A 12915-nucleotide genomic window follows, 5' to 3' on the forward strand; every position below is an offset into this window, starting at 1 on the left:
GTTCATCCTGAGCCAGGATCAAACTCTCCAATAAAGTTAGTTTGTCTAGCATCTAAAATAAAAATTGACGTTTCACGTTGTTTGTTTCGTTCAGTTTTCAAAGAACTACTTCGTCGCTCAGAAGCGACTTTATCAATATAACATTTCGTTATATTTTCGTCAACAACTTTTTTCAATAAGTTGTTTTTCGTTTGTTTTGTTTGTTACCTTTCGTGGCAACGAATATAAATATACCAGTTTGATTATTAAAATGCAATAGTTTTTCTAATAAAATTTTTAACTTAGTAAAAAAGTATAAAAACAGCACATTTCTTCTATATAAATATAATTTCTCGCACTATCAAGACTTACTATACCCACGCAACTCATGCTCAAATAAAAAAAGCTTTGGAGAAATCTCCAAAGCTTAGTCTTGTTTATGGCGCATAGCAGGGAATAATAATACATCACGAATAGATGGTGCATTTGTTAATAACATAACTAGACGATCAATACCGATTCCTAATCCACCCGTAGGAGGCATACCGTACTCAAGAGCTTCAATATAATCGTCATCCATCATATGAGCTTCATCATTACCTTGTTCGCGCTCTTTTAATTGCGCTTCAAAACGTTCTTTTTGATCGATTGGATCATTTAACTCAGTGAATGCATTTGCATGTTCACGCGCAACGATAAATAATTCGAAACGATCTGTAAATCTTGGATCTTCATCATTCTTTTTCGCAAGCGGCGAGATTTCTACCGGATGACCGTAAATAAATGTTGGTTGGATTAATTTATCTTCTACTTTTTGTTCGAAGAATTCATTTATAATATGACCAACTTCCATTGTATCTTTAATTTCTACATTATGTTCTTTTGCAAGCTCACGTGCTTCTTCTACACTCATCGGATTCCAGAAATCAGCTCCAGAGTATTGCTTAATCGCATCTACCATATGAAGACGTGTCCATTCTGGTTCTAGATTAATTTCATAATCACCATACTGGATTGTTGTTGTACCCAGTACTTTTTTCGCGATATGAGCAACCATATCTTCTGTTAACTTCATAATATCTTTATAATCAGCGTATGCTTCATATAATTCAATCATTGTAAACTCAGGGTTATGACGAGTTGATACACCCTCATTACGGAATACACGGCCGATCTCATATACTTTTTCCAAACCACCCACAATAAGACGCTTTAAATGTAGCTCAATTGCGATACGCATATATAATTCCATATCTAACGCATTATGATGTGTAGTGAAAGGACGCGCAGAAGCTCCACCTGCAATTGCATGCATCATAGGTGTTTCCACTTCAAGATAACCGTTGTCATCTAGGTATCTTCTCATCTCACGAATGATTTTACTACGAGTAACGAACGTTTCACGACTTTCCATACTTGTAATTAAGTCTAAGTAACGTTGACGGTAGCGTTGTTCAACATCTTTTAATCCATGGTATTTATCTGGTAATGGACGAAGAGATTTCGTTAATAGCGTAAAGCCTGTTGCTTTTACTGAAAGTTCTCCAACGTTTGTTTTGAACACTTTACCTTCAATACCTACTAAATCACCTAAATCTGCTGTTTTAAATAATTCGTACTCGTCATCTCCAACAGCATCTTTACGAACATAAATTTGAACTTGTCCATGTAAATCTTGAACGTGTGCAAATCCAGCTTTCCCTTTTCCGCGTTTTGTCATAATACGACCAGCGATAGAAACAGCGATTTCCTTCTCCTCTAATTCTTCCTTAGAGAACTCTCCATATAGACTCACTAAATCAGTTGTTGAATTTGTGCGTTCAAATCTTTTACCGAACGGGTCAATTCCTTGTTCACGTAAATTATGTAGCTTTTCACGACGAACAATCAATTGGTCGTTTAATTCTTCGTGGTTCATGTTATCCATGATATTGATATCACTCCAGCTCTATTTAATTTTACAATATATACAGTATAGCATTTTCTACTCAACTAGAAAAACTGCCAGCAACTAACTGGCAGCTCTTCTTTCTTTCACGTAATTATAGGAAGTGTATAGAAGAATGTCAATCTCCTATGTCCATTATTAACCAACGTAAATTGTTTGTTGTTTCGCTTCCACTTCTTCTACAAATGTACCTAACACATTCGCAAGGTCTTCCCGTGTGTTACAAGCATTAATACCATTACGTACACTCGCATTACCACGAACACCTTTTAAATACCAAGCTGCATGTTTTCTCATCTCTCTTACAGCGACACTTTCGTTCTTTAAGTCAATAAGACGATCTAGATGTAACATACATACATCAATTTTCTCGCGCACTGTTGGTTCCGGCATTAATTCACCTGTCTCCAAATACTTTACCGTACGATAAATCATCCACGGATCTCCAAGAGCCGCACGACCAATCATAACACCATCTACACCAATTTCATCAAGCATACGCTTTGCATCTTGCGGCGTTGCGACATCACCATTTCCGATAACCGGGATATTTACAGATTGTTTTACTTGTTTAATAATATCCCAATCCGCTTTTCCTTCATACATTTGCACTCGTGTACGTCCGTGAACCGCCACAGCTTGGCCACCAGCACGCTCAACAGCCCTAGCATTTTCTATTGCGAAAATATGTTCTTCATCCCAACCGATACGCATTTTAACTGTAACCGGCTTTTCTACAGCATCTACAACCGCTGCTACCATTTCATATATTTTATTCGGATCTAAAAGCCACCTTGCCCCCGCATCACATTTAACGATTTTCGGCACTGGACAACCCATATTAATATCAATTATGTCTGCTGTCGTATATTTATCTACATATTTCGCAGCATCTACAAGAGTTTCTTTCTCTCCACCAAAAATTTGTAAACTTAATGGCTTTTCTCTCTCGTCGATATATAACATATCTAATGTTCTTTTATTATTAAGTAATATTGCCTTATCACTTACCATTTCAGCACAAACTAAGCCGGCACCAAATTCTTTTACTGTTAAACGGAATGCAGAGTTACACACTCCCGCCATCGGTGCTAGTACAACCGGATTTTTCATCTCGATATTTGCAATCTTTAACAATCAACCTACTCCTTCCTGTACAATCACTTTGGCATTAATTCCTCTATCGAAACATTTAATGCCTTAGCAACTTCTACTACAAAATCTTGAGAAGGCGATCTATTCCCTCTCTCAACCTCACCTAAAACAGATACAGATACCCCTAGTTCTTTAGCAAAACCTTCTTGTGTATAGCCTTTTAGCTTTCGAAAAGCACGAATGCGTCTTCCCCATTTTTCTGCTTCCATACCGTTACTCCCTCTCGCCTTTTCATTTCTTCTACTTGTGAACGTGAAATATTTTGTTTTATGTCTTGATTAATCTCTAACAACGGAACGATAACAAAAGCTCTTTCAAACATCCGCGGATGCGGAACAATAAGATTCTCTGCTTCAATATTCTCTTGATTATAAAGTAAAATGTCAAGGTCGATAGTCCTCGGCCCCCACCTAATTTCCCTTTTTCTTCCTAGGTCATTTTCTACTTTTTGTGTTACTTTCAATAACTCTTGTGGTGATAAATTGGTAGAAATTTTTATAACTAAATTTAAAAAGCAACTTTGGTCAGTATAGCCAACTGGCTCAGTTTCATATACAGATGAAATATCATCAACCTGAATATAAGGATTTTTATTTAAAAACTGAATCGCTTCAGTTAGATACGTATAACGCTCTCCAATATTTGACCCTAATGCAATGTAAGCTATATTGTTCATGGACGTTCTCTCGTAATTTCTACTGCTACAGCACGATAATGACCCGGTATCGGTGGATCCGGCTTAATTACCTTAATTGTACAGCGTGAAATACTTTCATATTGTTTTAATATATCTGCAGCAATATTTTCAGCGATACTCTCCACAAGCTTATACTTTCTATCCTCAACAACTTTTCTACATAATTCGAAAAGCTCTCCATAATTGACCGAATGCTCTAAGTCATCACTTTCCCCTGCACGCTTTAAATCCAACTCCACCGTTAAGTCAACTTTAAATCTCTGACCTAATTTATTCTCCTCTGGGAACACACCATGATAACCATAAAACTCCATATCATGGATATAAATTTTATCCAATTACCTTACCCCCTTACCAATCATCGCATCCATCATTTTAGCCATACGCGCCATTTCTTTCACATCATGGACACGAACAAACTCACAGCCCTTTTCAATACCAAGACAAATGGTAGCTCCTGTTCCCTCAAGGCGTTCCTCCACTGGCAAATCTAATACGTGCCCAATAAAGGACTTTCTCGAAGTACCTAAGAGAACTGGATAACCTAGCACATTTAACTGTTCTAAATTACGCATCGCCTCTAAGTTCTGCTCAGGTGTTTTAGCAAAACCGATACCTGGATCTAAAATAATATTCTCATCTGGCACACCAGCATTTTTAGCAATTTTAATACTGTCATACAAATCAGCAATCATATCCGCCATTAAATTACGATAATTCATATTATCGCGGTTATGCATTAAAATGATGGGTACATCATAATGAGCTGCGACTTCAGCAATTTTTGGCTCCGCCTTCGCTCCCCAAATATCATTAATAATATGACCACCAGCCTCAATTGCTTGCTTTGCAACTTCAGCTTTATATGTATCGATAGATATAGGCAATTTTACTTCTTTTGAAACTGCTTGAATCATCGGGACAACTCGCTTTATTTCTTCTTCTACTGATACTTTAGCAAAACCTGGGCGAGTAGATTCGCCACCAATATCAATAATATGAGCACCTTGACCTTGCATTTCTTTTGCGTGACGTACCGCAGCATCTACCTCGTTGTAACTCCCACCATCAGAAAACGAATCTGGTGTTACATTTAAAATCCCCATAATTAATGTTTTTTCATTTAAATTCAATGTATATTCGCCGCAGCGCAAATCATAATCCCACTTCAAACTACACATCTCCTCTTCGTAATTCATTTCTGCTCCATAATTTCTCTCTTTGCATTCCATAAAGGTACATTAAACTTTTTGTAACCACTCCTACTTTACCCGGGAAATCCTGCGCTTCTATACGATAAAGCGGAACAATTTCTTGAATGGAGTTTGTTACGAAGACTTCATCCGCTGAAAATAACTCATCTTTTGTAAAGAAACCTTCCTTTACTTCTATATTTAATTCTTCAGCACTCTTTATAATAAACGCACGAGTGATACCATTTAAAATCCCTGCCTCTAACGAAGGTGTATATAAAACATCACCTTTCACAAAGAATAGATTCGAAACAATGCCCTCTGCAACATAACCTGCTTCAGTGAGGAAAATACCTTCCTTACTCACAACATTTCCAATTTCACGCTTCCCTAAAATATTATTTAAATAGTGATGAGACTTCAGGCGAAATGTCCCTTCCGGTGTATTTCGCACTTGTTTTAGAATAACACCTTCTTTTTCCACTACATCCCCTGGAGCTGTTAAAGGTTTTATAAAAACAATAACAGAAGGCTCTTCATACATTTCCGTTTGTAATCCTATTTCATCTATACCCGCCGATACATTAAAACGTACATATGCATGCTTCAATTCATTCTTAGCGAGTAAATCTTTCAAAATAAGCATCACATCATTTTTTGTCATTGTCCATTTAATTTGCAATGTATCCAGCGCCTCTATTAAACGGTTATAATGATCATCCAATAAGAAAGGATGACCATTATAAATACGAAACGTTTCAAAAACTCCAAGACCATATAAATAACCATGATCATAAGGAGAAATTCTCGCTTCACTTGCTTCTACATACTGACCATTTACGTAAATTAACATAATGTCGCACTTGGACTGTATTTACGAATGAAATTCTGCAACAGCTCTTTCCCATGAGAAGTCATAATAGATTCTGGATGGAATTGCACACCCTCTATCGGTAATGTCTTATGACGAAGTGCCATAATTTCCCCTTCCTCTGTCCAAGATGTTACCTCTAAGCAATCGGGTAACGTCTCTTTCTTAACAATAAGGGAATGATAGCGCGTCGCAGTAAACGGATTAGGAATATCCGAAAAAATCGTCTTTCCATCATGATGCATAAGCGACGTTTTTCCATGCATTAATCGCTCTGCACGGACAACCTCTCCCCCAAACACTTGTGCAATAGATTGATGCCCTAGACAAACACCAAAAATCGGAGTCTTTCCAGCAAAGTATTTAATAGCTTCCATACTAATCCCAGCTTCATTAGGACTACATGGGCCTGGAGAAATCATTAGAAAATCTGGTTTCATATTCTCAATATCTGAAATGGTCACTTCATCGTTACGTTTAACAACGAGCTCTTGTCCAAGTTCTCCAAGAAACTGCACTAAATTAAATGTAAAAGAATCATAATTATCAATCATTAATATCATTTCTCTCACCTAACCGTTTCTTCGCTACGTTCTTTTGCACGCCATAAAGCAATCGCCTTTTTTAACGACTCTTTATATTCATTTTCCGGATTTGAATCAATTACAATTCCCGCCCCTGCTTGTACATGAGCTTTTCCATCTTTAGCAAGAAGTGTTCTAATTACAATATTCAATTCTGTATCTCCAGAATAACCAATCCAACCGATTGAACCTGTATAAATCCCTCTTCGAACAGGTTCTAATTCCTCAATAATTTCCATCGTACGTATTTTTGGGGCACCAGTAATTGTTCCCCCAGGGAATACAGCCTTCACTAAATCAAAAGCATCTTTATCTTCTTCCACCTCACCACGCACATTAGAAACAATATGCATAACATGTGAGTATTTCTCAATTACCATAAATTCATCTACTTCTACAGTGCCATATTTACAAACACGTCCTAAATCATTTCTTTCTAAATCCACAAGCATTACATGCTCTGCTCTTTCTTTTTCGTTCTCAATTAATTCTCTTGCTAATTCTTCATCCTCTTGCTCATCCGCACCTCTAGATCTCGTTCCAGCAATCGGTCTTGTACTTACTTCAGTTCCTTGTTTCTTAATTAACAACTCTGGCGATCCACTAACAATTTGAAAATCCCCAAGCTCCAGGTAACCCATATATGGAGATGGATTAATCTCACGAAGACTTGTATAAATTTCTAGCGGGTGTGTCTGTAACGTTCTTTCTTGTCTCGTCGACAAGTTTACTTGGAACACATCACCCGCCCCAATATATTCTTGAATACATTCAACTGCCTTCATAAAGCTGGCTTCAGTAAAAGCAACTGCTTCGCTTTTCTTTTCAGGACTTTCAAAGGGCACGGTCACTTCAGGCGCTTCTGTCATCCAAAGACTCTTCCACTCATTTAGCCGTTCTTTCGCCTCTTCATATTTATCTACATAATGCGTAATAACCCATAACACTTGTTCTTTTTGATCATAGACAAATACGTCATCAAATAACAAAAAGAAGATGTCAGGTATATTAATATCATCTTCCGCAAGAGAAGGCAGCTTTTCAATATAACGGATACAGTCATAACTGAAATAGCCAATTGCACCACCTTGAAAAGGCGGATACTCTGGGTTATAGTCCGTCTTCCATTGTTCCATATATTCTTGCATTAAATCTAACGGATTCCCTCGTTTTATTGTTTCCTTACCACTTTCACTTATATGTAACGTTTCATCCTTCCCTCGAATTACCGCTACTGGGTTCAGCCCTACAATGTTATAACGACCGCCACGGCCGCTTTCTAACAAAATATGTTGCGATTTACCCTGAGAAAGAAATTTATATTGCTTAAAGAAATCTAACTGATATGGAATAGAAAGCGCTAAAGATTTTCTTCGTTGCATATCAACACCCCGTCTTCTTTTATCCCACCCTCTTAGATAAACCAGCTCAAACTACATAAGTTATTTATATAGAGATTGATTATACTCGAAGGCTAGTGAAAATAATTTAATTATACTACCTCTTATTTTACATGAAGTTTTCTAGTCATTCACTCTTTTCCTATTTCCAATCCCAAAAGAAAAAGCACCCTTTTTCAAGGATGCTTTTTCAATCGCGTTTAATTAGGATTCAAATTGATAAAGTGGTGTACTTAAATAACGTTCACCGTTACTCGGGATAATAACAAGTACCTTTTTCCCTTTACCTAACTTTTTCGCAACCTCTGTTGCTGCATAAATAACTGCGCCTGAAGAGATACCAACTAAAATACCTTCCTCTTTAGCCACTCTTCTCGCATATTCAAATGCTTGCTCTGTTTTCACTTGAATAATTTCATCATATACTTCTACATCCAACGTCTCCGGAACAAATCCCGCCCCAATTCCTTGGATTTTATGTGGACCTGGCTTCCCACCAGATAATACTGGTGAATCTGCAGGTTCTACTGCATAAATTTTAATATCTTTATACGCTTCCTTCAGTACTTCACCAGCACCAGTAATCGTTCCACCTGTACCAATACCTGCAATAAACGCATCTAATTGGTCGCCCATTTGTTCAATAATTTCTGGACCTGTTGTTAAACGGTGAATTTCTGGATTCGATTGGTTTTTGAACTGTTGTGGTATAAAGTAGCCATGTTCTTTTGCTAATTCAGTCGCTTTACGAATTGCTCCACCCATTCCTTCAGGCCCTGGAGTCAATACTAATTCCGCACCGTAAGCACGTAATAAATTACGACGCTCAATACTCATTGTTTCTGGCATTACTAAGATTGCATTATATCCTTTAGCAGCCGCTACCATCGCTAAACCAATTCCTGTGTTACCACTTGTCGGCTCAATGATTGTATCGCCCTCTTTTAATAATCCCTTTTTTTCAGCATCTTCAATCATAGCTAATGCGATACGATCTTTAACACTACTCCCCGGATTCATAAATTCTAATTTTAAGTATATATCTGCGCTGTCTGATTCTACGATGCGGTTCAACTTAACGATCGGCGTTTTCCCGATTAATTCTGAAACTGATTGTGCCACTCGCATTCCTGTCACTCCTAACACCGAGTATTTTTATTGGTTTTATCTATATTTAGATTTTGTCAGAAAATTCCCTGTTTGTCAATTCATTTGGAGGATTGCTCCTCTTAATTCCCTTATTACAAATTCTCGATTAAATTTGTAATATCTTCTTTAGAGAACTTGTATCGTTCATTACAGAAATGACAGTGAACTTCTGTCTCTTCCTCTTCTTCACGAACTTGCTCTAACTCTGTTTTACCTAAACTAATTAATACACTCTCAATACGCTCGCGTGAGCATGTGCAATTAAATTGAACATCCATTGTTTCTAATACTTTTACTTTATCTTCTCCAAGAACTGCATATAGTAGCTCTTCCGGAGAAAGACCTTGTTCAATCAACGTTGATACAGGTGGAATCTTTTGTAAACGGTCTTCAATAAATGAAATCGTTTCATCTTGCGCACCCGGCATAATTTGAAGGATGAATCCACCTGCCGCTAATATGCTATCATCTCCATTTACAAGAACACCAACACCTACAGAAGAAGGCGTTTGTTCAGAAACTGCAAAATAATACGTAAAGTCTTCTCCTAATTCTCCTGAAACGATTGGAGATTGACCAATAAACGGCTCACGCATTCCAATATCTTTAATTACAGTTACAAACCCCTCTGTACCTACCGCTTGATATACACGTAACTTCCCTTGTTCTGTTCCTTCAAAATCAACATGCGGATTCGTTACATAACCACGTACATCTCCATTTGCATGAGCATCTACTAAGATAGGGCCAATTGGACCGTTACCTTCTACCTTAATCGTTAACTTTTGCTCGCCCTTTAACATTGCGCCCATCATTGTACCCGCAGTCAAAGAACGCCCTAGTGCCGCTGAAGCTGTTCTCCATGTATCATGACGTCTTTGCGCCTCACTTACTGTATTTGTTGTACGCACACTATACGCACGCACTTCTCCATCAAATGCTAACGCTTTTACTAAATAATCTTTCATACGTATTTATTCACCTTTCTCATGCTGTAAATTTGCATTACGTTCATATAACATATACAAACCTTTTAACGTTAAAAACGGATCTACAATATCAATTACATTCGATTCTTCGGAAATTAATTTTGCCAATCCACCTGTTGCAATAACTTTAGGTTCTTGTCTAGCTTCTTCTTTCATACGCTTAACAATACCTTCCACTTGTCCAACATAACCATAAAGAATACCAGATTGCATCGCACTTACTGTATTTTTCCCAACAACACTGCTTGGTTTTGTAATTTCGATACGAGGAAGTTTTGCTGCTCTGCTATATAAAGCCTCTGCTGAAATCATAATTCCTGGCGTAATAACTCCACCCATATAATGTTTTTCTTCGTTAATATAACAATATGTAGTAGCCGTACCAAAATCAACAATAATGAGCGGACTTCCATATAAGTGGATTCCTGCTACTGCATTTACAATTCGGTCTGCGCCTACTTCACGCGGATTTTCATATTTAATATTTAGTCCTGTTTTTATCCCAGGCCCTACTACAAGCGGTTTAATTTTAAAATATTTTTCACACATGCGCTCTAAAGCAAACATAATTGGTGGTACGACTGAAGACACAATAATACCTTTCACATCTTCAAACGAAAGACCCTCATGCTCAAGCAATTGCTTTACAAGCATTCCATATTCATCTTCTGTCTTATGACGATCTGTTTCCATGCGCCAATGCTGACGAAGTTCCCCCTCTTCAAACACACCTAGTACAGCATTTGTGTTCCCTACATCCAATACAAAAATCATATTCTCACCACTTATCTTATTTAATCTATATTTGTGCAGTATGTATAAAACTTATAAAAACATCATATCACACATACTTATATAATCAGCTTTCCTATCCTCATCATTTTACAAAAAGATTGCTCTCTATTTCAATTTTTAATACTAGTTTTACTTAAATTACTTTATCCACTAAGTTCTCAATAGTAATTAACAAAGATTTTAACAAACAAAAAAGGAGTGACGATAGTCACTCCTTCACTTCTTACTTATCTTCTTTATCTTCATCGTCTTTCTTCATGTTGATGTTTACTTTCACATCATCTGAAGATGTTGGACGTTCTGGCAATCTGCCGTAATCACATAAATGATTGATTTGCTCTGCATCTAACGTTTCTACTTCAAGTAACGTTTGTGCGATAATATCTAGTTTATCACGGTTTTCAGTAAGAATTTGTTTTGCACGAGCATAACATTCTTTCATAATTGATTGCATTTCCATATCGATTTCATGTGCAATCGCATCACTATAGTTTTGTTCTGAGTGGAAGTCTCTTCCTAAGAACACTTGACCACCTTGCGAGCTACCAAATTGCATCGGTCCAAGTTTGTCACTCATACCAAATTCCGTAACCATACGTCTTGCAATACCAGTCGCACGTTGGAAGTCATTATGAGCACCTGTACTCACTTCACCAAATACAATCTCCTCAGCTACTCGGCCACCAAGTAAACCAGTGATTTTATCAAGTAACTCTGGTTTCGTCATGAAGTAACGATCTTCTTTCGGAAGCATTACCGCATATCCACCAGCCTGACCACGAGGGACAATTGTTACTTTATGAACGACATCTGCTTCATCAAGAACAACACCAATTACAGTATGACCTGCTTCATGGAAAGCAACGATATTACGTTCTTTTTCAGAGATAACACGACTTTTCTTAGCTGGACCTGCAATAACACGATCCGTCGCTTCATCGATATCACTCATATCAATTTTCTTCTTATCTTGACGTGCAGCTACTAAAGCAGCTTCGTTTAATAAGTTTTCAAGATCCGCACCAGAGAATCCTGGTGTACGAGTCGCAATTGCTCTTAAATTAATATGCTCATCAAGTGGTTTATTACGCGCATGTACTTTCAGTACAGCTTCACGGCCATTTACATCTGGACGATCTACTGTAATTTGACGGTCAAAACGACCTGGACGTAATAACGCTGGGTCAAGAATGTCTGGACGGTTTGTCGCAGCAACGATAATAATACCTTCGTTTGCACCGAATCCATCCATTTCAACAAGTAATTGGTTCAATGTTTGCTCACGCTCATCATGACCACCACCAAGACCTGCGCCACGTTGACGACCTACTGCATCAATTTCATCAATGAAAATGATACAAGGAGCATTTTTCTTTGCATTTTCAAATAAATCACGTACACGTGATGCACCGACACCGACAAACATCTCTACGAAGTCAGAACCACTGATAGAGAAGAATGGAACGCCAGCCTCACCTGCAACAGCACGTGCTAATAAAGTTTTACCTGTACCTGGAGGTCCAACTAATAGGACACCCTTTGGAATACGAGCACCAACTTCAGAGAACTTACGAGGGTCTTTCAAGAATTCAACTACCTCAACAAGTTCTTGTTTCTCTTCATCCGCACCAGCAACATCTCTGAAACGAACTTTTTTCTTTTCATCATTATATAACTTCGCCTTACTTTTCCCGAAGTTCATAACACGGCTACCGCCGCCTTGAGCTTGGTTTAATAAGAAGAAGAATAAAATGAAGATGATGACAAATGGAATGATTGAAGTAAAGAATGTTACCCAAGCACTTGTTTCTTCTGCTGGTTGATACTTAACTTCGGCACCTTTCGCTTTATCATTAATTTTCTTTTGTAATTCCTCAGTATTTGGTGCATAAGTAACAAATTGTTCTCCTTGGCTAGAGTTATTAAATTGTCCTTTTACCTCAAATACACCATTTTTCGGTTGAAGTTGCACATTACGCACTTCACCGCTTTCTAGTTTAGTAATGAATTTGTCGTAGCTAACTGATGTCGTTTTTTGTGTCGAACCATTAAAATAGCTCACGATTCCAATTACTACTAAGAATATCAGTAAATAAAAGATGGTATTACGGAAGATACGATTCATTCCTAACCTCCTCTCACGGCATAAACACTA

The 12915-nt window shown here is 37.6% G+C and carries 13 protein-coding genes; all 13 read right to left on the bottom strand.

Annotated features, from left to right (window positions below; translation table 11 throughout):
• Positions 1-406: 406 nt before the first annotated feature.
• Positions 407-1906, bottom strand: a complete 1500-nt coding sequence (gene lysS / locus MR112_RS27840) for a lysine--tRNA ligase (protein WP_000369668.1) — start codon at positions 1904-1906, stop codon at positions 407-409.
• Between the two features lie 159 nt (positions 1907-2065).
• Positions 2066-3064, bottom strand: a complete 999-nt coding sequence (dusB, locus tag MR112_RS27845) for a tRNA dihydrouridine synthase DusB (RefSeq protein ID WP_000912251.1) — start codon at positions 3062-3064, stop codon at positions 2066-2068.
• A 23-nt stretch (positions 3065-3087) separates the two neighbouring features.
• Complete coding sequence (locus MR112_RS27850) at positions 3088-3291, bottom strand: helix-turn-helix domain-containing protein (protein ID WP_000387031.1); 204 nt, start codon at positions 3289-3291, stop codon at positions 3088-3090.
• A complete protein-coding gene (gene folK, locus MR112_RS27855) occupies positions 3243-3758 on the bottom strand; it encodes a 2-amino-4-hydroxy-6-hydroxymethyldihydropteridine diphosphokinase (RefSeq protein ID WP_001059450.1) in 516 nt (171 codons plus the stop codon). The genes MR112_RS27850 and folK overlap by 49 nt, the downstream gene beginning before the upstream one ends.
• Positions 3755-4117, bottom strand: coding sequence for a dihydroneopterin aldolase (gene folB, locus MR112_RS27860; RefSeq protein ID WP_000358062.1), 363 nt, complete (start codon positions 4115-4117; stop codon positions 3755-3757). The genes folK and folB overlap by 4 nt, the downstream gene beginning before the upstream one ends.
• Complete coding sequence (folP, locus tag MR112_RS27865) at positions 4118-4978, bottom strand: dihydropteroate synthase (protein WP_242245861.1); 861 nt, start codon at positions 4976-4978, stop codon at positions 4118-4120.
• Positions 4953-5825 (bottom strand): aminodeoxychorismate lyase, encoded by an 873-nt coding sequence (gene pabC / locus MR112_RS27870; protein WP_242245862.1) that lies wholly within the window; start codon positions 5823-5825, stop codon positions 4953-4955. The genes folP and pabC overlap by 26 nt, the downstream gene beginning before the upstream one ends.
• Complete coding sequence (pabA, locus tag MR112_RS27875; protein WP_000602290.1) at positions 5819-6406, bottom strand: aminodeoxychorismate/anthranilate synthase component II; 588 nt, start codon at positions 6404-6406, stop codon at positions 5819-5821. Before pabA ends, pabC begins: the two co-directional genes overlap by 7 nt.
• Positions 6407-6411: 5 nt before the next feature.
• Positions 6412-7809, bottom strand: a complete 1398-nt coding sequence (gene pabB, locus MR112_RS27880) for an aminodeoxychorismate synthase component I (RefSeq protein WP_001189720.1) — start codon at positions 7807-7809, stop codon at positions 6412-6414.
• Positions 7810-8031: 222 nt separating this feature from the next.
• Positions 8032-8955, bottom strand: a complete 924-nt coding sequence (cysK, locus tag MR112_RS27885; RefSeq protein WP_001261712.1) for a cysteine synthase A — start codon at positions 8953-8955, stop codon at positions 8032-8034.
• Between the two features lie 113 nt (positions 8956-9068).
• A complete protein-coding gene (gene hslO / locus MR112_RS27890) occupies positions 9069-9944 on the bottom strand; it encodes a redox-regulated molecular chaperone HslO (protein WP_000656372.1) in 876 nt (291 codons plus the stop codon).
• 6 nt (positions 9945-9950) lie between these two features.
• A complete protein-coding gene (locus tag MR112_RS27895; RefSeq protein ID WP_000578368.1) occupies positions 9951-10739 on the bottom strand; it encodes a type III pantothenate kinase in 789 nt (262 codons plus the stop codon).
• A gap of 244 nt (positions 10740-10983) precedes the next feature.
• Positions 10984-12885: an ATP-dependent zinc metalloprotease FtsH gene (gene ftsH / locus MR112_RS27900; RefSeq protein ID WP_001079674.1), complete on the bottom strand. Its 1902-nt coding sequence runs from the start codon at positions 12883-12885 to the stop codon at positions 10984-10986.
• Between the last annotated feature and the right edge of the window lie 30 nt (positions 12886-12915).

This window comes from Bacillus cereus group sp. BfR-BA-01330 (assembly GCF_022663885.1).
Classification (GTDB): domain Bacteria; phylum Bacillota; class Bacilli; order Bacillales; family Bacillaceae_G; genus Bacillus_A; species Bacillus_A cereus.

Bases quoted from the DNA above. Each gene is read 5' to 3' on its own strand.
- pabC (WP_242245862.1), bottom strand. From the start codon at position 5,825: ATGTTAATTTACGTAAATGGTCAGTATGTAGAAGCAAGTGAAGCGAGA.
- cysK (WP_001261712.1), bottom strand. From the start codon at position 8,955: ATGCGAGTGGCACAATCAGTTTCAGAATTAATCGGGAAAACGCCGATC.
- hslO (WP_000656372.1), bottom strand. From the start codon at position 9,944: ATGAAAGATTATTTAGTAAAAGCGTTAGCATTTGATGGAGAAGTGCGT.
- folK (WP_001059450.1), bottom strand. From the start codon at position 3,758: ATGAACAATATAGCTTACATTGCATTAGGGTCAAATATTGGAGAGCGT.
- pabA (WP_000602290.1), bottom strand. From the start codon at position 6,406: ATGATATTAATGATTGATAATTATGATTCTTTTACATTTAATTTAGTG.
- folP (WP_242245861.1), bottom strand. From the start codon at position 4,978: ATGAATTACGAAGAGGAGATGTGTAGTTTGAAGTGGGATTATGATTTG.
- pabB (WP_001189720.1), bottom strand. From the start codon at position 7,809: ATGCAACGAAGAAAATCTTTAGCGCTTTCTATTCCATATCAGTTAGAT.
- MR112_RS27895 (WP_000578368.1), bottom strand. From the start codon at position 10,739: ATGATTTTTGTATTGGATGTAGGGAACACAAATGCTGTACTAGGTGTG.
- lysS (WP_000369668.1), bottom strand. From the start codon at position 1,906: ATGGATAACATGAACCACGAAGAATTAAACGACCAATTGATTGTTCGT.
- ftsH (WP_001079674.1), bottom strand. From the start codon at position 12,885: ATGAATCGTATCTTCCGTAATACCATCTTTTATTTACTGATATTCTTA.
- MR112_RS27850 (WP_000387031.1), bottom strand. From the start codon at position 3,291: ATGGAAGCAGAAAAATGGGGAAGACGCATTCGTGCTTTTCGAAAGCTA.